The organism is Streptomyces sp. NBC_00234, assembly GCF_036195325.1.
GTDB lineage: Bacteria > Actinomycetota > Actinomycetes > Streptomycetales > Streptomycetaceae > Streptomyces.
The window spans coordinates 3,670,108-3,691,400 of the sequence record NZ_CP108101.1 but is presented as its reverse complement, the minus strand read 5'-3'; the positions used below and the strand labels follow the sequence as shown (position 1 = coordinate 3,691,400).

General features: G+C 71.7%; 23 protein-coding genes. 13 read left to right on the top strand and 10 right to left on the bottom strand.

Features of this window, described 5'->3' with window-relative positions:
- Positions 1 to 57: 57 nt before the first annotated feature.
- Complete coding sequence (folE, locus tag OG230_RS15965) at positions 58 to 663, top strand: GTP cyclohydrolase I FolE (protein ID WP_328910884.1); 606 nt, start codon at positions 58 to 60, stop codon at positions 661 to 663.
- Positions 664 to 687: 24 nt separating this feature from the next.
- Here folE and OG230_RS15960 read toward each other — a convergent pair whose 3' ends face one another.
- The 6 genes from OG230_RS15960 to OG230_RS15935 all read right to left on the bottom strand — a co-directional run bounded on the left by OG230_RS15960 (position 688) and on the right by OG230_RS15935 (position 5,008).
- On the bottom strand, positions 688 to 1,179 hold the full coding sequence (locus tag OG230_RS15960; RefSeq protein ID WP_328910883.1) for a DUF3180 domain-containing protein: 492 nt from the start codon (positions 1,177 to 1,179) through the stop codon (positions 688 to 690).
- A 67-nt stretch (positions 1,180 to 1,246) separates the two neighbouring features.
- Complete coding sequence (folK, locus tag OG230_RS15955; protein ID WP_328910882.1) at positions 1,247 to 1,858, bottom strand: 2-amino-4-hydroxy-6-hydroxymethyldihydropteridine diphosphokinase; 612 nt, start codon at positions 1,856 to 1,858, stop codon at positions 1,247 to 1,249.
- Positions 1,855 to 2,214 (bottom strand): dihydroneopterin aldolase, encoded by a 360-nt coding sequence (gene folB, locus OG230_RS15950; protein ID WP_328910881.1) that lies wholly within the window; start codon positions 2,212 to 2,214, stop codon positions 1,855 to 1,857. The genes folK and folB overlap by 4 nt, the downstream gene beginning before the upstream one ends.
- A 190-nt stretch (positions 2,215 to 2,404) precedes the next feature.
- On the bottom strand, positions 2,405 to 2,887 hold the full coding sequence (locus OG230_RS15945; RefSeq protein ID WP_328910880.1) for a nuclear transport factor 2 family protein: 483 nt from the start codon (positions 2,885 to 2,887) through the stop codon (positions 2,405 to 2,407).
- Complete coding sequence (gene folP / locus OG230_RS15940; RefSeq protein ID WP_443051561.1) at positions 2,884 to 3,744, bottom strand: dihydropteroate synthase; 861 nt, start codon at positions 3,742 to 3,744, stop codon at positions 2,884 to 2,886. The genes OG230_RS15945 and folP overlap by 4 nt, the downstream gene beginning before the upstream one ends.
- An 82-nt stretch (positions 3,745 to 3,826) precedes the next feature.
- Complete coding sequence (locus OG230_RS15935; protein ID WP_328910879.1) at positions 3,827 to 5,008, bottom strand: ABC transporter ATP-binding protein; 1,182 nt, start codon at positions 5,006 to 5,008, stop codon at positions 3,827 to 3,829.
- A gap of 136 nt (positions 5,009 to 5,144) precedes the next feature.
- On the opposite strand from OG230_RS15935, the gene OG230_RS15930 reads away from it, so the two are divergent.
- From OG230_RS15930 to OG230_RS15915, 4 genes are all read left to right on the top strand, one after another.
- Entirely contained in the window at positions 5,145 to 5,864 is a 720-nt protein-coding gene (locus OG230_RS15930) for an ABC transporter permease (protein ID WP_328910878.1), read from the top strand.
- A 3-nt stretch (positions 5,865 to 5,867) separates the two neighbouring features.
- A complete protein-coding gene (locus tag OG230_RS15925; RefSeq protein ID WP_328910877.1) occupies positions 5,868 to 6,542 on the top strand; it encodes an ABC transporter permease in 675 nt (224 codons plus the stop codon).
- A 45-nt stretch (positions 6,543 to 6,587) separates the two neighbouring features.
- A complete protein-coding gene (locus OG230_RS15920; protein WP_328910876.1) occupies positions 6,588 to 7,565 on the top strand; it encodes an ABC transporter substrate-binding protein in 978 nt (325 codons plus the stop codon).
- A 106-nt stretch (positions 7,566 to 7,671) separates the two neighbouring features.
- Positions 7,672 to 8,703: a hypothetical protein gene (locus OG230_RS15915; protein ID WP_328910875.1), complete on the top strand. Its 1,032-nt coding sequence runs from the start codon at positions 7,672 to 7,674 to the stop codon at positions 8,701 to 8,703.
- A 14-nt stretch (positions 8,704 to 8,717) separates the two neighbouring features.
- Here the strand turns inward: OG230_RS15915 and OG230_RS15910 are convergent, their stop codons facing one another.
- Positions 8,718 to 9,860, bottom strand: a complete 1,143-nt coding sequence (locus OG230_RS15910) for an NADH-quinone oxidoreductase subunit D (protein WP_328910874.1) — start codon at positions 9,858 to 9,860, stop codon at positions 8,718 to 8,720.
- Between the two features lie 50 nt (positions 9,861 to 9,910).
- On the bottom strand, positions 9,911 to 10,906 hold the full coding sequence (locus OG230_RS15905; protein ID WP_328910873.1) for an SAM-dependent methyltransferase: 996 nt from the start codon (positions 10,904 to 10,906) through the stop codon (positions 9,911 to 9,913).
- Between the two features lie 96 nt (positions 10,907 to 11,002).
- Between OG230_RS15905 and OG230_RS15900 the strand changes: the two genes are divergently transcribed.
- A complete protein-coding gene (locus OG230_RS15900; protein WP_328910872.1) occupies positions 11,003 to 12,208 on the top strand; it encodes a sensor histidine kinase in 1,206 nt (401 codons plus the stop codon).
- Positions 12,209 to 12,310: 102 nt separating this feature from the next.
- Positions 12,311 to 12,985, top strand: a complete 675-nt coding sequence (locus OG230_RS15895; RefSeq protein WP_328910871.1) for a response regulator transcription factor — start codon at positions 12,311 to 12,313, stop codon at positions 12,983 to 12,985.
- Positions 12,986 to 13,013: 28 nt separating this feature from the next.
- On the opposite strand, the gene OG230_RS15890 is transcribed toward OG230_RS15895, so the two are convergent.
- A complete protein-coding gene (locus OG230_RS15890; RefSeq protein WP_328910870.1) occupies positions 13,014 to 14,126 on the bottom strand; it encodes a DUF5937 family protein in 1,113 nt (370 codons plus the stop codon).
- 104 nt (positions 14,127 to 14,230) lie between these two features.
- Here OG230_RS15890 and OG230_RS15885 point away from each other — a divergent pair, with 104 nt between their 5' ends.
- Complete coding sequence (locus tag OG230_RS15885) at positions 14,231 to 14,392, top strand: hypothetical protein (protein ID WP_328910869.1); 162 nt, start codon at positions 14,231 to 14,233, stop codon at positions 14,390 to 14,392.
- 4 nt (positions 14,393 to 14,396) lie between these two features.
- On the opposite strand, the gene OG230_RS15880 is transcribed toward OG230_RS15885, so the two are convergent.
- Positions 14,397 to 15,542: a threonine aldolase family protein gene (locus tag OG230_RS15880; protein ID WP_328910868.1), complete on the bottom strand. Its 1,146-nt coding sequence runs from the start codon at positions 15,540 to 15,542 to the stop codon at positions 14,397 to 14,399.
- A 167-nt stretch (positions 15,543 to 15,709) separates the two neighbouring features.
- On the opposite strand from OG230_RS15880, the gene OG230_RS15875 reads away from it, so the two are divergent.
- From OG230_RS15875 to OG230_RS15855, 5 genes are read left to right on the top strand one after another with little or no spacing between them, the layout of a single operon-like run.
- Positions 15,710 to 16,675 carry a Rossmann-like and DUF2520 domain-containing protein gene (locus OG230_RS15875; protein ID WP_328910867.1) on the top strand — a complete coding sequence of 322 codons (966 nt, stop codon included), beginning with the start codon at positions 15,710 to 15,712 and terminating at the stop codon, positions 16,673 to 16,675.
- On the top strand, positions 16,672 to 17,715 hold the full coding sequence (gene panC / locus OG230_RS15870) for a pantoate--beta-alanine ligase (RefSeq protein WP_328910866.1): 1,044 nt from the start codon (positions 16,672 to 16,674) through the stop codon (positions 17,713 to 17,715). The genes OG230_RS15875 and panC overlap by 4 nt, the downstream gene beginning before the upstream one ends.
- On the top strand, positions 17,712 to 19,457 hold the full coding sequence (locus OG230_RS15865) for an L-aspartate oxidase (RefSeq protein ID WP_328910865.1): 1,746 nt from the start codon (positions 17,712 to 17,714) through the stop codon (positions 19,455 to 19,457). Before panC ends, OG230_RS15865 begins: the two co-directional genes overlap by 4 nt.
- Positions 19,454 to 20,491, top strand: a complete 1,038-nt coding sequence (gene nadC / locus OG230_RS15860; RefSeq protein WP_328910864.1) for a carboxylating nicotinate-nucleotide diphosphorylase — start codon at positions 19,454 to 19,456, stop codon at positions 20,489 to 20,491. The genes OG230_RS15865 and nadC overlap by 4 nt, the downstream gene beginning before the upstream one ends.
- On the top strand, positions 20,491 to 21,288 hold the full coding sequence (locus OG230_RS15855) for a type III pantothenate kinase (protein ID WP_328910863.1): 798 nt from the start codon (positions 20,491 to 20,493) through the stop codon (positions 21,286 to 21,288). Before nadC ends, OG230_RS15855 begins: the two co-directional genes overlap by 1 nt.
- The last annotated feature ends 5 nt before the right edge of the window (positions 21,289 to 21,293 follow it).

The window sequence follows — 21,293 nt, the reverse complement described above, 5'->3', positions numbered from 1 at the left end:
ATGCCTGCGAGGTTTGCGCGAAGCTCGCGCATGTGACAGCACGAGGAACGAGGACAGATGACCGACCCGGTGACGCTGGACGGCGAGGGCACGATCGGCCAGTTCGACGAGAAGCGGGCCGAGGCCGCCGTACGCGAACTGCTCATCGCGGTCGGGGAGGACCCGGACCGTGAGGGCCTGCGCGAGACCCCGGGCCGGGTCGCGCGCGCGTACAAGGAGATATTCGGCGGGCTGTACCAGGAGGCCGAGGACGTCCTGACGACGACCTTCGACCTGGGCCACGACGAGATGGTCCTGGTGAAGGACATCGAGGTGTTCAGCACCTGTGAACACCACCTGGTGCCGTTCAGGGGGGTCGCCCACGTCGGGTACATCCCGGCGACCAGCGGCAAGATCACCGGTCTCTCCAAGCTGGCCCGGCTGGTCGACGTCTACGCGCGCCGTCCGCAGGTGCAGGAGCGGCTGACCACGCAGGTCGCCGAGTCGCTGATGGAGATCCTGGAGCCGCGCGGCGTCATCGTCGTGATCGAGTGCGAGCACATGTGCATGTCGATGCGGGGCATCCGCAAGCCCGGGGCGAAGACGATCACCTCGGCGGTCCGCGGACAGCTCCGCGACCCCGCGACGCGCGCCGAGGCCATGAGCCTCATCATGGCGCGCTGACGGAAGGTGCCGGACGGCGTCCGCCTAGGCGGACGCCGCGCTCCGGTCGTCGTCCCCGTCGTCCTTGTCCTCCGGGAGCTTGCAGACGCGCTCCAGGAAGAGTGCCGCGGCGATGACGGCGATCCCCGCCAGCACCGCGAAGCCCGCGTAGATGGCCTGTTCGCGGCGGGGCGGGATGTCGAGGGAGCCGAGCAGGAAGACGCCCGTGCCGCCGTACATCCCGGAGACCAGGGCGGCGACGAGGGCGCTCGCCTGGCCGAAGACGACCGCGCGGGCCGCCATCAGGGGCTCGACGCCCTTCGCGCCGGGGCGCCGCTCCCGCTGGGCCCGCAGGCGGGTGCGGATGGAGAGTGCCGTCGCGAGCAGGATGACGGCGATGGCCGCCAGCACGACCGGGGCCGCGAGCGGGACGCTCGGCAGGGTGCCCAGGGAGTCCCAGAGCCGCGCCGCGCCCCAGGACGGCACGCCGGCGGCGGCGAAGAGTCCGGCCAGCACTCCGAGCCGTAGTTGCTTCACCGAGAGAGCCGCCCTTCGCCGCCGGGTGTCCGTGGATGCCTGTGTGGGTGTCCGTCGAGCCTAACGACTACTCGGGCAGACGGAGTTCCAGGTCGGCCCGGGGGAGTACGCCGGCCTCACCGATTCCGGTCAGCAGGTCGGCGACCGGACCGGCGCCGGGCAGCTCAGCCTCGGGGTCCACGTCGTGCCAGGGCGCGAGGACGAAGGCCCGCTCGCGGGCGCGGGGGTGCGGGAGGGTGAGCTGCGGGTCGTCGGAGACCACATCGGCGTACGCGACGATGTCGACGTCGATGGTGCGCGGGCCCCAGCGCTCCTCGCGTACGCGGTCGAAGGCTTCCTCGATCGCCTGGCCGCGCTCCAGCAGGGAGGACGGCGGCAGAGTCGTCTTCACGACGATCACCGCGTTGAAGTACGAGGGCTGGGAGCCGGGGGCGACGCCCCAGGGCTCCGTCTCGTACACCGGGGAGACCGCCTTGACCCGAAGGCCGGGGGTGTCCTCCAGGGCGTCGATGGCGCCCTGGAGGGTCTCCAGGCGGTTGCCCAGGTTGGAGCCCAGGGAGATCACGGCCCGTTTCGGGTTGGAGAGGGTGATGTCCGCGGCATCCACCTGCTCGACCACGGCGGCGGGAACCGGCTGTACGGTCGGGTCGCTCTGCCCCTCGGTGGAAAATGCAGTCATGCTCGGCTCCGGGTGATGGTGATGGTCACGTCGTCGAACGGGACGGTGATCGGGGCATCCGGCTTGTGGACGACCACCTCGACCTCCTGGACGCCCTCGTGCTTGAGGCACTGCTGGGCGATACGTTCTGCGAGGGTCTCGATCAGATCGACCGGCTCGCCCTTGACCACGTCGACGACTTCCTCCGCGACCACGCCGTAGTGCACGGTCTTCGTCAGGTCATCGGTGGCCGCCGCGGGACGGGTGTCCAGACCGAGAACCAGGTCGACGATGAACGTCTGGCCCTCTTCCCGTTCCTTGGGAAACACACCATGGTGCCCACGGGCCTTGAGGCCGCGCAGCGCGACACGATCCACGCGAATCACTCCTGCTGTCGTTGGTCGTTGGGACACCCGGCTGCGTGCGGGCGGCGAAGTGCCCTCTTTCGAATCTACCCGCGAGCACCGACACCGCTCGCCCGTGGGGCTCTGGACAGGACCCCGGAGGGCTGGTAGCCGCCCATACCCCGGGACCCGGGAAACCAACCCACAACGAAGGCGTACCCACTCAGGTGGGTGTCTCTTCGTCCTCTTCCTCGCCGGTTTCGGCCAATACGGGTGAACCGTGGTGGGACCACAGCTTCCAGCCCTCGGGTGTGCGGCGGAACACATTGGTCGCGACGACGAGCTGGCCGACGAGCGGGCCGAGCGCGTTGCCCTCCTCGGCCGGGCCGCCGCTGAGGATGTTCTCGGTGCAGGTCACGAGCGCGGTGTCGCCGGTCATCGATACGCCGACATCGGTCAGGAAGAACTGGATGTACTCCGTGTTCGCCATGATCAGCGCATAGCTGCGCAGCACCTCGCCGCGGCCGGTGAGCACCGGCCACCCCGGGTGGACGCAGGAGATCGTGAGGTCCTCGCCCGGCAGCCAGAGGCCGGAGAGCGTGTCGAAGTCACCGCGCTCCATCGCCTCGTAGAACGCCGTGTTGGCCTGCTCGACGGCCTCGATGTCGGCGGCCGCCTCCGCGTGCTCGTCGTGCGCCCCGCTCACGCCGCTCCCTCGATGGCGCGGGCGACCCGTACGGCGTCGGCGGTGGCCCGTACCTCGTGCACCCGTACCGCCCACGCGCCCGCCTGGGCGGACAGGGCGGAGATCGCGGCCGTGGCGGCGTCGCGTTCGCGGGCGGGCGGCGGGGCGGCTCCCTCGCCGGCCAGGACATGGCCGAGGAACCGCTTGCGGGAGGCCGCGACGAGCAGCGGGCGTCCGAGGGTGCGCAGCTCGGCGAGGTGGGCGACGAGCGCGAGGTCGTGGGAGGCGTCCTTGGCGAAGCCGAGTCCGGGGTCGATCACCAGCCGTTCGGGGGACACTCCGCCCGCGATCACGGCGTCCATGCGTTCGCGCAGTTCCGCGACGACCTCGGCGACGACGTCCCCGTACACGGCCCTGCTGTTCATGGACTCGCTGAAGCCGCGCCAGTGCATGACGACGAACGGCACGTCCGCGGCGGCGACGACGGGGACCATGTCCGGGTCGGCGAGACCGCCGCTGACGTCGTTGACGAGCGCCGCGCCGGCGGCGACGGCCTGTTCGGCGACGCGGGCCCGCATGGTGTCGACGGAGACCGTGACCCCCTCGGAGGCCAGTCCCCGCACGACCGGGACCACGCGCCGCAGCTCCTCGGACTCGTCCACCCGGCTGGCACCGGGGCGGGTCGACTCGCCCCCGACATCGATCAGGTCGGCGCCCTCGCCGGCCAGCACGAGGCCGTGCTTGATCGCGGCCGTGGTGTCGAACCACCGGCCTCCGTCGGAGAAGGAGTCGGGGGTCACATTGACGACTCCCATGACCGCACAGCGGTCCCACTCCGGCAGGTCCTGCACCGTGCCGCGTCCGCGCAACGTACTCATACGCCCAGCGTAGGCCCGCCGGGAGGCCCGTTGCGCCGGACGGCCCCCGCGCTCCGGGCCCGGCGGGGGCGGGCCGGTGCGGTCACGGGGCCGGCGTCGCCACGCCCGCCACGGTCTCCACCGCGACCTCGGCGCGCGGCACGTCCTGGGCGTCGGCGTCGATCGAGCGGCGCAGGGCCTCGTGGAGGCGGGCGGGGGTGAGGACACCGAGGAAGCGGCCGGTGCTCTCCTCGTCGATCACGGCGATCCATCCCGCGTCGTGCTGGAGCATCGTGGCGAACGCCTGCTTGAGCGGTGCGCCGAGGGGGAGCCACGCCTCCATGCGGCGGGCGTGCTCGCGGACCGTTCCCCCCGCGGTGGCGGCGCCACCGGCCGGGATCCAGCCGTGCAGGTTGTCCTCGCCGTCCAGTACGACGGCCCAGCGCGCACCCTCGGCCCGCAGGCGCCCGGTCGCCTTGGCGAGGGGGTCGTCGAGGTGGACGACCGGCGGCTGCTCCAGGTCGCTCTCCTCGATGGGGGTGACGGAGAGCCGCTTCAGACCGCGGTCGGCGCCGACGAAGTCCGCGACGTACGGAGTCGCGGGGGCGCCCAGGACGGTGGCGGGGGAGTCGAACTGGTCGATGCGGCCCTGCCCGTACACGGCGATCCGGTCGCCGAGCCGGACGGCTTCCTCGATGTCGTGGGTGACGAACAGCACGGTTTTGCGGACCTGCGCCTGGAGCTTCAGGAATTCGTTCTGCAGACGTTCCCGTACGACGGGGTCGACCGCGCCGAATGGTTCGTCCATCAGCAGGACGGGAGGGTCGGCCGCCAGGGCGCGTGCCACGCCGACGCGTTGACGCTGTCCGCCGGAGAGCTGTTCCGGATAGCGGTCGCCATAAACGGAAGGATCGAGTCCGACGAGATCCAGGAGTTCGGCGGCGCGCGCCCGTCCCTTTCCGCGTTTCCAGCCCAGGAGATGGGGGACGGTGGCGGTGTTCTCCAGCACCGTCCGGTGCGGGAAGAGACCGACCTGCTGGATCACATAGCCGATCCGGCGCCGGAGTTGGACGGGGTCGATGGCGGATATGTCGTCCCCGTCGAGGAATATCCGTCCCTCGGTCGGTTCGATCAGCCGGTTCACCATCTTCATGGTGGTCGTCTTGCCGCAGCCGGACGGTCCGACGAGCGTGACCAGTTCACCCTCGGCGACCTCGAAGGAAAGGTCGTCGACGGCGGTGGTGCCATCGGCGTACCGCTTGGTGACGTGCTCGAAACGGATCATGGTTCCCCATTGTGACGCGCGTTCTGTGAAGGCCGTGTTGCCGGAATGCGACGGCCTCGGCGATTGTCAGTGGTCGAGGATAGGGTCGCCAGACATCAGTTCGGGAGAACGCGACGGTAATCAGGGGGTGGGACGGGTGGCAGGAGAGAACTGCCTCGTGGCGAACGACTGGATCTGCGGCGAGTATCTGCGTTCCCGCAGCCAGGAGTTGACCGATGCGACCGTCCAGCACATCTGGATCACCGCTGTCTCGGTCCTGATCGGACTGGCGGTGGCCTTTCCGCTGGCGCTCCTGGCCCGGCGCGGACGGCACTTCGCGGGGCCGGTGCTGGGTCTGACGACCGTGCTCTACACCGTGCCGTCGCTGGCGATGTTCTCGCTGCTGCTGCCGCTGTTCGGGCTGTCCGCGGCGCTGGTCGTCACCGGCCTGGTGCTCTACTCGCTCACCATTCTCGTGCGGAACATCCTGGCCGGTCTCGAAGCGGTGCCGCAGGAGGTCAAGGACGCCGCGAGGGGCATGGGGTACGGCCCGGCGCGGCTGCTGTGGGAAGTCGAACTGCCCCTGGCGCTGCCCGCCCTGATGGCGGGCCTGCGGATAGCCACGGTGTCGACGGTGGCGCTCACGACCGTGGGCTCGCTCGTCGGCAAGGGCGGCCTCGGCAATCTCATCGAGGACGCGCTGCCGAGCCTCTTCAAGGCCCAGGTGCTGACCGCGTCGGTGCTCTGCGTGCTCCTCGCGGTCGCCGCCGATCTGCTGCTGCTCGGCGTGCAGCGACTGCTGACGCCCTGGACCCGAATACGCGCGACGGACCGCCCCGGGGGCGGGCCACTCGTCGCGAAGGTGGAGGCGGGCTGACCCGTGGGAGTCATCGGCGACGCCTGGACCTGGCTCACCACCGGGGCCAACTGGTCGGGGGAGAGCGGGGCCGCGCACCGGCTCGGTGAGCATCTGTACGTCAGCGGGGTGGCGCTCGCGCTGGCCTGCGCGCTCGCCCTGCCGCTCGCGCTGTACCTGGGACACCTCGGCAAGGGGGGTGCGCTCGCGGTCAACATCTCCAACGTGGGGCGCGCCGTGCCGGTCTTCGCGGTGCTGGCCCTGTTCATGCTCACGCCCCTGCGCAACTCCGGCTACTGGCCCACGATCATCGCGCTGGTGCTGTTCGCCGTGCCGCCGCTGCTCACCAACGCCTACGTCGGGATGACCGAGGTCGACCGGTCCGTGGTCGAGGCCGCCCGGGGCATGGGGATGTCCGGCGGGCAGCTCTTCGCACGGGTCGAGCTGCCGCTCGCCTACCCGATGATCATGACCGGCCTGCGCTCCGCCGCCGTCCAGGTGGTGGCCACCGCCTCCATCGCGGCGATGGTCGGGCTGGGCGGCCTGGGCCGGATCATCACCGCCGGATTCAACACGTACGACACCGCGCAGGTCTTCGCTGGCGCGGTGCTGGTCGCCGGGCTCGCCCTGGTGGTCGAGGGGACGCTGATCGGACTGGACCGGCTGCTGTCCCCTCTGCGCCGCCGGCGGAGTGCCTGACGCCGTGCAGCTGTTTGTCACCTTTCGCTGTGGACGGAGAACATCATGAGCAGGACCTCGCGCATAGCGGGTGCGGTCATCGGAATGGTCGCGCTCGCCGGGTCGCTCGCCGCGTGCGGCGGCGACAGCCTGGAAGAGGGAAAGAGCGGTTCGGACAGCACCTCGGGCTCGGGCTCCAAGAAGGGCTCGCTCGTCGTGGGCGCCGCGTCGTTCACCGAGTCCAAGGTGCTCGCCGAGCTGTACGCACAGGTGCTCGGCGAGGCCGGATACAGCACCTCGATCACCACCGTGAAGAACCGTGAGCTGTACGAACCCTCGCTGGAGAAGGGCGAGATCGACGTCGTACCGGAATACGCGGCGACGATCGCCGAATTCCTCAACGCCAAGGTGAACGGCGCGAGCGAGGCGGAGAAGAAGCCCGTCGCCTCCGGAGATGCCGCCGCCACGGTCGCCGCCCTGGAGAAGCTCGCCGGACCGCTCGGACTGAAGGTGCTCCCCGCGGGCGAGGCCGTCGATCAGAACGCCTTCGCGGTGACGAAGGAATTCGCCGAGAAGAACAACCTCACGACCCTTTCGGACCTCGGCAGGTCGAAGATCAAGGTGAAGATCGCCGCCGGTGACGAGTGCGAGGTCCGGCCGTTCTGCGCACCGGGTCTGAAGAAGACGTACGGCATTGACGTCACCGGTATCGACCCCAAGGGTGTCGGCACTCCGCAGTCGAAGCAGGCCGTCAAGGACGGCAAGGACCAGCTCGTTCTGACGACCACCACGGACGCGGTGCTGGACAGTTACGGCCTGGTGTTCCTGGACGACGACAAGAAGCTGCAGAACGCCGACAACGTGCTGCCGGTCCTCAATGCCAAGGACGCCGGAGCGCAGGACATTGCCGACGCGCTCGGGAAGCTCACCAAGGCACTCACCACGCAGGACCTCGCGGAACTGAACCGCAAGGTCGACGCCGAGCGCGCCAAGCCCGCCGATGTGGCCAAGGAGTATCTCCGGGCGAAAGGCTTGCTCGCGTAGGGAAGAGCGATGATTCGGGTGCTTCGGGAGGCCGTCAGGTAACCGGCGGGGAACAGATTGCCGGGCGGTCTCCCAAGTAACCCGTACGCACGGTAAATTTCGAGCCATGCCACGTGGACGTCACCGCCATTCGCCACCCCTGCACAGAATCCTGCCTCCTTCCCTGGTGGCCGGAGTGTCGGTCGTCTGTGCCGCCGGCGCCTGGCTGCTCGCGGAGCCTCTCGCCCTGCGCGGTCTGGTGGCCGCCGCGGCGGCAGCCGCCGTCACCGGCGCGTATCTGATGCGCAGCTGGGACCGGGCCGCGGGACTGCGCGTCGCGGAGCTGACGCGTGCCCGCGCCAGCGACGAGTGGAAGACCGAGGAGCGCATAGCCGAGCTCGAGGCCGATCTCGAGGAATCGAGGGAGCTGCGCACCCGGCTGGAGACGAAGCTGCGTCGCAAGCGGGTGGAGCTCGCCGGTCTGCGCGGGGAACACGCCGCGCTGCTGCGCCGGTACGCGAACGCCGAGACCGAGCGGGCCAGTGCGCTGGAAGGCCGCAGGCAGCTGGCGATCGAAGCGGCCACCGCTCCCCGGGAGTTGCCCGCCGCCCGCTCCACGCCCACGCCGGGCGCGTACCTCCGTGCCGCCCAGGCACTGCGGGACCTCACCCGCAACGCGGCCCTCCAGGAGGCGCGCCACACCGCCGAACAGGCCAGGGAGCGCGACCTCGCGGAGCGTGCCAGGACGCGGGACGCGGAGGCGGAAGGCCCGAAGGGGAAGCACGCGGCGGGCGCCGGGACGGGCGACCACCAGCACCGCCGCCCGTCGACCGCCCTGCCCGCCCCGCAGCTCTCGCCCGTACCCGTACAGGCGCCGCGCCCCATTCCGGTCGCCTCGGCCGTCGTCCCGTACGCGGCCTCGCGCCGGCACCTCGTCCCGCAGGGCAGCTTCGACTTCTTCGGTACGCAGAAGACGAACGCCGCGATCGAGTCCGTGCAGAACGAGGACCTGGCCGACGTGGTGGGCGAGGAAGCCCTCGCCGCCCACCGGACGGGAACGGCGGAGAACCGCGCCGTGGGCAAGGTCATCGACCTCACCGCGCACGACGAGACCGAGCAGCTGGACGTCGCCGGGCTGCGCAGCGCCATCTCCTCGTAGCGGCGCGCGGGCGGCTACTTGTCGATGTCGCCGACGACGAAGAAGAGCGATCCCAGGATCGCCACCATGTCGGCGACCAGGGTGCCGGGCAGCAGTTCGGTGAGGGCCTGGATGTTGTTGAACGAGGCGGAGCGGAGCTTCAGCCGGTACGGGGTCTTCTCGCCCTTGGACACCAGGTAGTAGCCGTTGATGCCGAGCGGATTCTCGGTCCACGCGTAGGTGTGGCCCTCCGGAGCCTTCAGCACCTTGGGCAGCCGCTGGTTGATCGGACCCGGCGCCAGATCGGCCATCCGGTCCAGGCAGGCGTCCGCGAGATCCAGCGAGTTGTGCGTCTGCCCCAGCAGGCACTCGAACCGTGCCAGGCAGTCGCCCTCGGTCGCGGTGACCACCTTGAGCGTGTCCCGGAGCTCCCCGTACGCGAGATACGGCTCGTCGCGCCGCAGGTCGAAGTCGACGCCCGAGGCGCGTGCGATCGGCCCGGACACCCCGTACGCGTGCACGGCTTCGGCGGAGAGGACACCCACCCCGCGGGTACGGCCGCGGAAGATCTCGTTGCCGAGCACCAGCTTGTCGTACACGTCCATCCGGGACCGCACCGAGGCGATCGCGTCCCGTGCGCGGCCGAGCCAGCCGGCGGGAAGGTCCTCCTTGAGCCCGCCGACCCGGTTGAACATGTAGTGCATCCGGCCGCCGGAGACCTCCTCCATCACGGCTTGGAGCTCCTCGCGCTCCCGGAAGGCGTGGAACATCGGGGTGATCCCGCCCAGTTCGAGGGGGTACGAGCCGAGGAACATCAGGTGGTTCAGCACCCGGTTCAGCTCGGCGAGCAGCGTCCGCGTCCACACGGCGCGCTCGGGGACCTCCATGCCGAGCATGCGCTCGACGGCCATCACGACACCCAGCTCGTTGGAGAACGCCGACAGCCAGTCGTGGCGGTTGGCGAGCATCACGATCTGCCGGTAGTCCCGGGCCTCGAAGAGCTTCTCGGCGCCGCGGTGCATGTAGCCGATGACCGGTTCGGCGTGCTGGATCCGCTCGCCGTCGATGACGAGCCGCAGGCGGAGCACGCCGTGTGTCGAGGGATGCTGGGGGCCGATGTTGAGCACCATGTCGGTGCTCTCTGCCGCGCCGCCGATGCCGACCGTCGTCTCCGTCATGCCGGACAGTATCCCCCGGGTACCAGGGGCTCCGCCCCGGACCCCGCCCCTCAGCCGCCGGAGGCGCCGCCGGGTGTCCGCACACCTTGCAGCAGCCAGCCGAAATCACCCAGTCCGCCGCGCGCCGTGAGCTCCGCCGCCTCGCCCGACGCGGAGAGCGCCCGGACGTACGCGGTGGGGTCGGTCGACGCCAGGGAGAGCGGCGGCCGTTCACCGCTGATACCCAGCTCCCGGAGCGCCGCACGCTGATCACGCACCTCGGCCGGTACGCCGGCCAGGGCGCTCCCCGCCTCCGCGCACGCGTCCAGCGCCACATGGGAGGTGAGGTCGCAGCTGCCGTCCGGCACCGGCCGCACCTCGCGGCCCGCCCGGAAAGCGGTCAGCGTTCCGTACGGCGGCCTCGCGCCCCGTACGTGCGCGTAGTCGGCCGCTACCGCCAGGCCCCCGGCCAGGGACGCGACCGCCCGCACCCACGCCTCGTCCCGCGGCCGGCCGATCTCCGCCCGGTCGCCGGGGTCCGCCAGCGGCCACCAGCGCGCCAGCCACTCCGCGTCCGCCCCGGTCACGGCCTCGCCCAGCCGTTCCGCGCCGTCCGTCCGACGGACGTGGACGTAGCGCGCCACCCCGTCGCCGTCGACCTCCGCGATCTCCGTCGGGACGTTGTCCAGCCATTCGTTGGCGAACAGCAGCCCGGTGACCCCCTGCGGAATCTCCGCGCACCACTCGATCCGGGGATCGAGGCCGGGCGGTCGCCCGGCGATCTCCACCGCGTACGCCCGTACCTTCAGGCCGGCGGGCACCGCCGCCAGCACGCCCGTCAGCAGTTCGCCCCGGCCCGCTCCCACGTCCACCAAGGAGACCTCGTCCGTGCCGAGATCCCGCGCCGTCCCGGCCAGCAGCCGGGCGACGGCGGAGGCGAAGAGCGGGGAGGCATGCACCGACGTGCGGAAATGTCCCACGGGTCCCTCCGGCCTTCGATAAAAGCCCTCGTCCCCGTACAAAGCGGTCTCAGCCGCTTCCTGCCACCCACACCACTCATCCGTCACGTAGGCAAGTCTCCACCTTGGGGAGTACGGTCCCAGGACCTGGATCGGCCCTTCGGCTGACCCGGGCACCGATCTGCTATCCCTACGCTGGGTTACGTGCAGCGCCTCTACGACTTCATCCGCAGACACCCGACGGGCGTCGACAGTTTCTGGGCTGTCTTCCTCCTCGGGCTCTCCGGCGTGTCGATGGTGGCCGAACAGCCCGGTGACGCGCAGGAGCGCATCCTCGCGGTGCCGATCGTCCTGGGCCTCTGCACCGTCGTCGCGCTGCGCCGCCGGGCCCCCGAGAAGATGCTGCTGCTCACCGTCGTGATGGGTGTCGCGCAGTTGGTGCTCGACGTCCCGCCCGGTGTCGCGGACTTCGCGATGCTCGTGATCATCTTCACCGTGGCCACCGTCGGGGAGCGCTGGGCGTCCAGGCTGGCCCTGGTCTGCAGTCTCGGCGCGGCCGGCCTTTCGCGGCTGCGCTGGCCGGACGAGAGCACCCAGGGCAGCTGGGCGCAGTCCGTCTTCGTCGTGGTCGTCATGACGGTGCCCTTCGTGCTCGCCTGGGTGCTCGGCGACTCGATGCGGACCCGGCGTGCCTACTTCGACCAGCTGGAGGAGCGCGCCGCCCGCCTGGAGCGGGAGCGCGAGGCGCAGTCGAAGGTCGCGGTGGCCGCCGAACGCGCCCGGATCGCCCGTGAACTGCACGACGTGGTCGCCCACAACGTCTCGGTGATGGTGGTCCAGGCCGACGGGGCCGCGTACGTCATGGATGCGGCGCCGGACCAGGCGCGGCAGGCGTTGGAGACGATTTCGAGCACCGGCCGCCAGGCACTCGCGGAGATGCGCAGGCTGCTCGGGGTGCTGCGCACCGGAGACGCCCCGGAGAGCGGGGAGTACGTACCGCAGCCGGACGTCGGGCAGATCGAGGACCTGATCGAGCAGGTCCGGCAGACCGGCCTTGCGGTGGACTTCAAGATCGAGGGCACCCCGCGCCCCCTGCCCAGCGGGGTGGAGCTGACCGCGTACCGCATCGTGCAGGAAGCCCTCACCAACACCCGCAAGCACGGCGGTCCCGATGCCGGTGCCAGTGTGCGGCTGGTCTACTTCGACGACGGCCTGGGGCTCCTCGTCGAGGACGACGGCCGGGGGGCGGCCCACGAGCTGTACGAGGACGGCGGCGCCGACGGAGCGGGGCACGGCATGATCGGGATGCGGGAGCGGGTCGGCATGGTCGGCGGCACGCTGGACGCCGGGCCGCGGCCCGGCGGCGGATTCCGGATCAGCGCCCTGCTGCCGCTGAAGCCCGGCCACTAGGGTCTTTCGTTTGGATCAGGTCGAGCCCGGCATGATCCGAACGAGAGGCCCAGACGCGTTGAAAAGCCCGCAGACCCTCTGACCAGGAGAACAGGACACCTCATGGCGATCCGCGTGATGCTCGTCGACGATCAGGTGCTGCTGCGCACCGGATTCCGGATGGTGCTTGCCGCCCAGCCGGACATGGAGGTCGTGGCCGAGGCCGGTGACGGCGCGGAGGCGATCGAGGTGCTGCGCGCCACCGCCGTCGACGTGGTGCTGATGGACGTACGCATGCCGAGACTGGACGGCGTCGAGGCGACCCGGCGCATCTGCGCGCAGGCCGATCCGCCCAAGGTGCTCATCCTGACCACGTTCGACCTGGACGAGTACGCCTTCTCCGGGCTGAAGGCGGGGGCCAGCGGCTTCATGCTCAAGGACGTGCCGCCCGGTGAACTGCTCGCCGCGATCCGCTCCGTGCACAGCGGTGACGCGGTCGTCGCTCCGTCCACCACCCGCCGGCTGCTGGACCGCTTCTCCTCGATGCTGCCCAGCAGCGGCAAGGACCCCCAGCACAAGCACATCGAGAAGCTCACCGAGCGGGAACGCGAAGTGATGATGCTGGTCGCCCAGGGGCTGTCGAACGGCGAGATCGCGGCACGGCTGGTGCTGTCCGAGGCGACCGTGAAGACGCACGTCGGCCGCATCCTGACGAAGCTGAACCTGCGCGACCGGGTGCAGGTCGTCGTCCTCGCCTACGAGACGGGCCTGGTCCGGGCCGGCGGCGGAGCGGGCTGAACGCACGGAGGGGGCGGGATGCGCCGCCTCAGCGCAGGACCCCCTCCAGGAAGTCGCTGCCGAGCCGGGTCACCACGGTCAGGTCCAGCTGGTGCAGGACGTACCGGCCGCGCCGGCGGGTGGTGACGAGACCGGCCTTCTTCAGTACCGAGAGATGGCGGGAGACCTCGGGGGCCGTGATTCCGTGCGAGTCGGCGAGTTCGCTGGTGGAGTACGGGGAACGGGCGAGGTTGCGGCACAGGCGCATCCGCATCGGATGGGCCAGCGCCTCCATCCGGAGCTGGAGCAGCTCGACGGACGCGGGGGAGGGCAGCTCGGGGCGGTGCACCGGGTAGTGGATCACCGGCCGCCAGCCCTGGGCGTGCAGCACCATCAGGTGCGGCCAGCCGAACGTGGTCGGTATGAGCGTGAGGCCCGCGCCGACGGCGGGGTCGGCGGCGTTGGTCCGGCCTTCGGTGAGCTTGTCGACGACGATCCGGGTCCCGCCCTCGTTCAGCGACAGGGCGGGGGAGACCGCGCCCACCGCCTCGTCGAGCCCCTTGCGCCGCAGCAGCTCCGTCTTGTGCCGGGCGTCGGCGACGAGCTGGACCTGCACCCGTCGCCAGGTGTCCGCGAAGAACGCCTGCTCGCAGTCCTCGAAGAGGCGCCGGATCCACCGTCGTACGGACGCCGGGTCGTTGAGCAGCTGCTGGGCGAACTCCGCCTGCTGCGGTCCGCGGGCGGCGGCCAGGTCCAGCGCGCGGGTCCGCATCACGTCGCTCGTCAGGGGGGACGGTGCGCCGGTGGCGTAGTGGCTGGCGCAGGTGAACTCCAGGGCGGCGGCGACGAACCGCTCGTCGTCGAGCTTGTCGAGGATGTCCAGGTCCTCGGCGAGGGTCGCCCCGGTCCTGCCGTCACCGCCACGCACCCCGGCGAACGGCATGAAGACGTCCGAGAAGGTGTTGCGCCAGAGGAACTCCGCCTCGTGCAGCCGGTCCGCGAGGTCGGGCTCCAGGGAGGCGGCGGTCGCGGTCGCCCAGCCGTGCACGCCCGGATGGTGGCCGGGCTCGGAGAGCGCATGCAGAGCCAGCCCCAGCTCGGCGAGGGGCGAGGTCTCGAAGACGATGCGGTCGGCGGGCAGGCCCGCGATGTCGATGTTCACGCTCACCCCTCCATAGTGCGGGGTGCGGGGACGGGACCACGCGCCGTTTGACGGTGCTCGTCAATCAGCGCGCGGGCCGGCCGCGACCGGCTCACTCTGGAGTCATGGACGCGATTCAGCAGTACATGTTCGACAGCTATCGCGCGGCCCAGCACGGGGAGAGGCCTCCGCCGCCGCCCGGCCGGCACGACCGGGAGGTGCTGCGGGAGCTCCGCAGGCGCCTCCGGACCTGGACGGCCGCCACCCGTACGCAGCCCCGCCCATAGCCGCCTACACCAGCCGCTTCACGAACTCCGCCACGGCGTCGCGGACGTCCGAGGCCGTCCACTCCAGTCCCTCCGCGGCCACCGTGACCTCGGTGAAGGAGACCCCGGGCGGCGTCGAAGGACCGGAGAACCACCGGCGGAACAGCGTCACCCCGGTCTCCTCGGACTGCCGCACCGACGCCTCGTTCAGTACGTCCGGTCCGTACGGCAGCCAGACCTGGAACTGATGGGTGTGCGGGGGCTCCGGATGCACCCGGAACCACGGGACCGCGGACTGCGCGAAGCCTTCGGCCAGAGCCCCGGCCACCACCTGCGCGTGCGCCACGTACGCGGGCAGCCTCGGCAGCTCCCGTTCCAGGCCCAGCAGGGCGGAGAGCGCAGCCGGGTACTGCTGGAAGACCTGTCCGCCGTACCGGTGGCGCCACGTCCGGGCCTCCTCCACCAGTGCGTCGGGGCCGGCGAGCACCGCCCCGGAGAGCCCACCCAGGGACTTGTAGAACGACACGTACACGCTGTCCGCCAGGCCGGCGATCTCGGAGAGCTCGCGCCCGAAGTGCGGGCCGCATTCCCACAGGCGCGCGCCGTCCAGATGGACGACCGCGTCCCGCTCCCGCGCGGCAGCCACCACGTCCTTCAGCGCCTCCCACTCCGGCAGGACGAAACCGGCGTCCCGCAACGGCAGCTCCAGCATCAGCGTGCCGAACGGCTCCGGGAAGTCCCGGATCTCGTCCGCCGTGGGCAGTCGCGGTTCGGAGGTCGGATGCACGGTCCGCAGCCCGCTCACCGCACCCAGCGCTCCCCTCTCGTGCACCTCGGGATGGGAGAGCGGGTGGAGGGCCACGGTCGTGTTGCCGGTCCGCCCCGCCCAGCAGCGCAGCGCGACCTGCTGGGCCATCGTCCCGGTCGGGAAGAACGCGGCGGCCTCCATGCCGAGCAGTTCGGCCACCCGTCGCTCGACCTCGCCGACGACCCCGTCGCCGTACACGTCCGTCCAGTCGTCCATGTCGTGGACGGCGCCCGCGCCGGCTGCCAGTGCGGTCAGCCGCTCGCCGATCGTGGCCTCCACGGACGCCCGTGCGAGGACCCGTCCGGACCGTTGCCACGCGGCCAGCCTGCGCTGCCGCTCCTTCTGCCCATCGGTGTCCGTCATGGGACGATCATTACCCGGACCGCCCGGATCGTCCGACTGGATTTCCGCCGGAGCCGCAGAGTTACCCACAGGCTGTGGACAGTCGTGAGGTGCCGCGAAACGCTGGCGTAGCATGCAGAGAAATCGTCCGGTACCCCCCGCGGACTGGAACGGAAGGCCACCGCCGCGTGAATACGACAACTTCGAAGGACCCCCTCGACGCGAGGGACCGCCCCGCCCGCCTCACGGTCGGCGTCGTCGGCGCGGGCCGGGTGGGCCCCGCCCTCGCCGCCTCGCTCCAGCTCGCCGGACACCGTCCGGTGGCGGTGTCGGGCGTCTCCGACGCATCGGTGCGCCGGGCGGCGGCCCTGCTCCCCGACGTACCCCTGGTGCCGCCCGCCGAGGTGCTGGCGCGCGCCGAGCTGGTGCTGCTGACCGTCCCCGACGACGCGCTCCCCGGTCTGGTCGAGGGACTCGCCGAGACCGGTGCCGTGCGCCCGGGACAGCTGATCGTCCACACCTCGGGGCGGTACGGGACCAAGGTGCTCGACCCCGCCCGGCGGGCCGGGGCACTGCCGCTCGCCCTGCACCCGGCGATGACGTTCACGGGCAGTTCCGTCGACGTCCAGCGGCTGGCGGGCTGCTCGTTCGGTGTCACCGCACCCGTGGAGCTGAGGCTCGCGGCCGAGGCACTGGTCATCGAGATGGGCGGCGAGCCCGAATGGATCGCCGAGGAGTCCCGTCCGCTCTACCACGCGGCGCTCGCGCTCGGTGCGAACCACCTGGTCACCCTGGTCGCCGAGGCCATGGAACTGCTGGCCAAGGCCGGTGTCTCCGCCCCCGACCGGATGCTCGGCCCGCTCCTCGGAGCGGCGCTGGACAACGCCCTGCGCTCCGGCGACGCGGCGCTGACCGGACCGGTCGCCCGCGGTGACGCCGGCACGGTCGCCGCGCACATCGGCGAGCTGCGCGCGCACGCCCCGGAGACGGTGGCCGGATACGTCGCGATGGCCCGCGCCACGGCCGACCGTGCCCTCGCGCACGGCATGCTCAAGCCGGAGCTCGCGGAGGACCTGCTCGGCGTCCTGGCCGACGGCGCGGGCGGCGGCGGCACGGCCGGAACCGAGGGCACCGGACCGGGGGAGGCCCGATGAACGCCCCGCACCCGGATTCCGGGACCCGCTCGGAGTCCACCCCCGTCCTCCTGCACACCGCGGCCGAGTTGCACGCCCTGAGCCGCCCGGCCGGGGCGCGCCGCGTCGTCGTCATGACGATGGGCGCACTCCACGACGGCCACGCCACCCTGATCCGTACCGCGCGCACCGCCGCGGGACCGGAGGGCCAGGTCGTGGTCACTGTCTTCGTGAACCCGCTCCAGTTCGGCGAGGCGGCCGACCTCGACCGCTACCCGCGCACGCTCGACGCCGACCTCGTGGTCGCCGCCGAGGCGGGCGCCGACGTGGTCTTCGCGCCCTCGGCCGACGAGGTCTACCCCGGCGGGGAGCCCCAGGTCCGCATCACCGCAGGCCCCATGGGCGAGCGCCTCGAAGGCGCCGCACGCCCCGGGCACTTCGACGGCATGCTCACCGTCGTCGCCAAACTGCTCCACCTCACCCGCCCCGACGAGGCGTTCTACGGGCAGAAGGACGCCCAGCAGCTGGCGCTGATCCGCCGCATGGTGCGCGATCTCAACTTCGGCGTCGAGATCACGGGGGTCCCCACCGTCCGCGACCCCGATGGCCTGGCGCTCTCCAGCCGCAACCGTTTCCTCTCCGCGGAGGAGCGCCACACCGCGCTCGCTCTGCCCCGGGCCCTGTTCGCGGCCCGCGACCGGCTCGCCGCCCAGCAGGCCCTGCACGAGCGCGCGACGGCCACCACGGCCAACGTCGGCCGGGTCGCGGGACTGGCCGCCCTCGGTGAGTCCCGGGCGGCGGCCGACACCCAGGCGGTGGCCCTGGCCCGGCCGAGCGGCGGCCCCGCGGCGGTCCGGGCCGCGGCTCGCCTCGTCCTGGAGGACGCGTCCAGGGAACAGCCACCGCTGGCCGTGGACTATCTCGCCCTCGTCGACCCGGCGGACTTCACCGAGATCCCCGACGACCGCGACCACGGCGAGGCGATCCTCGCCGTGGCGGCCCGGGTGGGCGCCACCCGGCTGATCGACAACATCCCGCTGACCTTCGGAGCCCTCACGTGACCGGAATACGGCTGACCGCCCCCGCCCCCGGCTGGGCCATCGACGCGGACGTCGTCGTGGTCGGCTCGGGCGTGGCCGGTCTCACCACCGCACTGCGCTGCGCCGCGGCGGGCCTCGCCACCGTGGTCGTCACCAAGGCCCGCCTCGACGACGGCTCCACCCGCTGGGCACAGGGCGGCATCGCGGCGGCCCTCGGCGAGGGCGACACCCCAGAGCAGCACCTGGCCGACACGCTGGTCGCGGGCGCGGGCCTGTGCGACGAGACGGCGGTCAGGACGCTGGTCACCGAGGGCCCCGACGCGGTGCGCAGGCTGATCGACACCGGCGCGCTCTTCGACAAGACGGAGAGCGGCGACATCGCCCTGACCCGCGAGGGCGGCCACCACCGCCGCCGCATCGCGCATGCCGGAGGCGACGCCACGGGCGCCGAGATCTCCCGGGCGCTGGTCGAGGCGGTGCGTTCGGCGGCCCTCCACACGGTCGAGAACGCCCTGGTCCTGGACCTCCTCACGGACGCCGAAGGCCGTACGGCGGGCGTCACCCTGCACGTCATGGGCGAGGGACAGCACGACGGCGTGGGCGCGGTGCGCGCCCCCGCGGTCGTCCTCGCCACCGGCGGCATGGGCCAGGTCTTCTCCGCCACCACCAACCCGTCCGTCTCCACGGGCGACGGTGTGGCCCTGGCGCTGCGGGCCGGCGCGGAGGTCTCCGACCTGGAGTTCGTCCAGTTCCACCCGACGGTCCTGTTCCTCGGCGCCGACTCGGAGGGCCAGCAGCCCCTCGTGTCGGAAGCGGTACGGGGCGAGGGCGCCCACCTCGTCGACGCGTCCGGCACCCGCTTCATGCTCGGGCAGCACGAGCTGGCGGAACTGGCCCCGCGCGACATCGTCGCCAAGGGCATCACCCGCCAGATGCACCGCAACGGCACCGAGCACATGTATCTGGACGCCCGCCACTTCGGCGCCGAGATGTGGGAGCACCGCTTCCCCACGATCCTGGCGGCCTGCCGCTCCCACGGCATCGACCCGGTCACCGAACCGATCCCGGTCGCGCCCGCCGCGCACTACGCCTCGGGAGGCATCCGTACCGACCTCGTCGGCCGTACGACGGTCCCCGGTCTGTACGCCTGCGGCGAGGTCGCCTGTACGGGCGTGCACGGCGCGAACCGGCTGGCCTCCAACTCCCTTCTCGAAGGGCTGGTCTTCGCGGAGCGCATCGCCGCCGACATCGTGCGGGACCGGCCGGAGCGGACCGAGGCGGTCGAACCCCTCGGCGGCAGTACCTCGCCCCTCCTGGTCCCCGAGTCCCGTGCGGCGATCCAGCGGATCATGACGCGGGGCGCCGGAGTCATCCGTTCCGCGGCCAGTCTGGCCACCGCGGCCGAGGAGCTCGACGCCCTGCACCGCACCGCGGCCGACGACGCCGACGCCGCCGAACCCAAGGTGGCCGTGCCGGGCGTGGACGCCTGGGAGGCCACCAACCTGCTCCTGGTCTCCCGGGTCCTGGTCGCCGCGGCCCGCGCGCGCGAGGAGACGCGCGGCTGTCACTGGCGCGAGGACCGGCCCGACCGGGACGACGAGAACTGGCGCCGCCACCTCGTCGTACGCATCGCCCCGGACCGGCGGCTCGTCGTGAGCCGTACGGAGTCCGCCGCATTCCCGCCCGTACGCGCCACCGAGACACCAGACTGCTCAAGCACCCCGAACCACCACGCCGACGCCCCCGAGGAGCCGCAACCGTGAGCACGCCCGAAGAGAATCCGCGCCCCACGCCCGTGGACGTACCGCTGATCCAGATCGGCGCGCCCGCTCCCGCCGCGGACGGCTGCGGCGACGGCTGCGGCTGCGGCGACGGTTACGACCCCGACGGGCTGGAGTGCGGTCTGGACCCGGCTCTCGCCCAGCTGCTCGCCGACGCCGGTCTGGACCCCGTCCAGGTCGAGGACGTCGCCCATGTCGCGATCGAGGAGGACCTCGACGGCGGCGTGGACGTGACGACCGTGGCGACGGTCTCCGAGGACGCCGTGGCGACCGGTGACTTCACCGCCCGCGAGGCGGGCGTCGTCGCCGGTATCCACATCGCGGAAGCCGTCCTCTCGATCGTCTGTACGGAGGAGTTCGAGGTCGAGCGGCACGTCGAGGACGGCGACCGCGTCGTCCCCGGCCAGAAGCTGCTGACCGTCACCACCCGCACCCGTGACCTGCTCACCGGCGAGCGCAGCGCCCTCAACCTGCTCTGCAGGCTTTCGGGCATCGCGACGGCCACGCGCGCCTGGGCCGACGTGCTCGAAGGCACGAAGGCCAAGGTCCGCGACACCCGCAAGACGACCCCCGGCCTGCGTGCGCTGGAGAAGTACGCGGTGCGCTGCGGCGGCGGCGTCAACCACCGCATGTCGCTGACGGACGCGGCGCTCGTCAAGGACAACCACGTCGTCGCGGCGGGCGGTGTCGCGGAGGCGTTCAAGCGGGTCAGGGCGGCCTTCCCGGAGGTGCCGATCGAGGTCGAGGTCGACACGCTGGAGCAGGTCGGCGAGGTCCTGGACGCGGGAGCCGACCTGATCCTGCTGGACAACTTCACGCCCTCCCTGACGGAGGAGGCGGTCGCGCTCGTCGGCGGCCGTGCCGTGCTGGAGTCCTCCGGCCGGCTCTCCCTCGACTCCGCGCGCGCCTACGCCGAGGCGGGCGTCGACTACCTGGCCGTCGGAGCGCTCACCCACTCCTCGCCGATCCTCGACATCGGTCTGGACTTCCGCGACACCGACGGGGCCGGCGTCTGATGCTGCTCACCATCGACGTCGGCAACTCGCACACGGTCCTCGGCCTGTTCGACGGTGACGAGATCGTCGAGCACTGGCGGATCTCCACCGATTCCCGTCGTACGGCGGACGAGCTCGCCGTGCTGCTCCAGGGCCTCATGGGCATGCACCCGCTGCTCGGGGTGGAGCTCGGCGACGGCATCGAGGGCATCGCGATCTGCTCCACCGTCCCCGCCGTCCTGCACGAGCTCCGCGAGGTCACCCGCCGCTACTACGGCGACGTCCCGGCGATCCTCGTGGAGCCGGGCGTCAAGACCGGTGTGCCGGTCCTGACGGACAACCCGAAGGAGGTCGGCGCGGACCGCATCATCAACGCGGTCGCCGCGGTCGAGCTCTACGGCGGCCCGGCGATCGTGGTGGACCTCGGCACGGCCACCACCTTCGACGCGGTCTCCGCGCGCGGTGAGTACACCGGCGGCGTGATCGCGCCCGGCATCGAGATCTCGGTGGAGGCGCTCGGGGTCAAGGGCGCCCAGCTCCGCAAGATCGAGCTGGCCAGGCCCCGAAGTGTCATCGGCAAGAACACCGTCGAAGCCATGCAGTCCGGCATCGTCTACGGCTTCGCTGGCCAGATCGACGGCGTCGTCCAGCGGATGAAGAAGGAGCTCGCGGCCGACCCGGACGACGTCACCGTCATCGCGACCGGTGGCCTTGCTCCGATGGTGTTGGGGGAGTCCTCCGTCATCGACGAGCACGAGCCCTGGCTGACGCTCATCGGACTGCGCCTCGTGTACGAGCGGAACATCGCGCGGCTCTGAGGCAC

What these genes read in the sequence shown, in the direction of transcription:
- OG230_RS15910 (WP_328910874.1), bottom strand. Translation starts at nt 9,860, where the DNA reads ATGACGGAGACGACGGTCGGCATCGGCGGCGCGGCAGAGAGCACCGAC.
- OG230_RS15855 (WP_328910863.1), top strand. Translation starts at nt 20,491, where the DNA reads ATGCTGCTCACCATCGACGTCGGCAACTCGCACACGGTCCTCGGCCTG.
- folP (WP_443051561.1), bottom strand. Translation starts at nt 3,744, where the DNA reads ATGAGTACGTTGCGCGGACGCGGCACGGTGCAGGACCTGCCGGAGTGG.
- OG230_RS15895 (WP_328910871.1), top strand. Translation starts at nt 12,311, where the DNA reads ATGGCGATCCGCGTGATGCTCGTCGACGATCAGGTGCTGCTGCGCACC.
- OG230_RS15885 (WP_328910869.1), top strand. Translation starts at nt 14,231, where the DNA reads ATGGACGCGATTCAGCAGTACATGTTCGACAGCTATCGCGCGGCCCAG.
- folE (WP_328910884.1), top strand. Translation starts at nt 58, where the DNA reads ATGACCGACCCGGTGACGCTGGACGGCGAGGGCACGATCGGCCAGTTC.
- OG230_RS15920 (WP_328910876.1), top strand. Translation starts at nt 6,588, where the DNA reads ATGAGCAGGACCTCGCGCATAGCGGGTGCGGTCATCGGAATGGTCGCG.
- OG230_RS15880 (WP_328910868.1), bottom strand. Translation starts at nt 15,542, where the DNA reads ATGACGGACACCGATGGGCAGAAGGAGCGGCAGCGCAGGCTGGCCGCG.
- OG230_RS15935 (WP_328910879.1), bottom strand. Translation starts at nt 5,008, where the DNA reads ATGATCCGTTTCGAGCACGTCACCAAGCGGTACGCCGATGGCACCACC.
- panC (WP_328910866.1), top strand. Translation starts at nt 16,672, where the DNA reads ATGAACGCCCCGCACCCGGATTCCGGGACCCGCTCGGAGTCCACCCCC.
- folK (WP_328910882.1), bottom strand. Translation starts at nt 1,858, where the DNA reads ATGACTGCATTTTCCACCGAGGGGCAGAGCGACCCGACCGTACAGCCG.
- OG230_RS15915 (WP_328910875.1), top strand. Translation starts at nt 7,672, where the DNA reads ATGCCACGTGGACGTCACCGCCATTCGCCACCCCTGCACAGAATCCTG.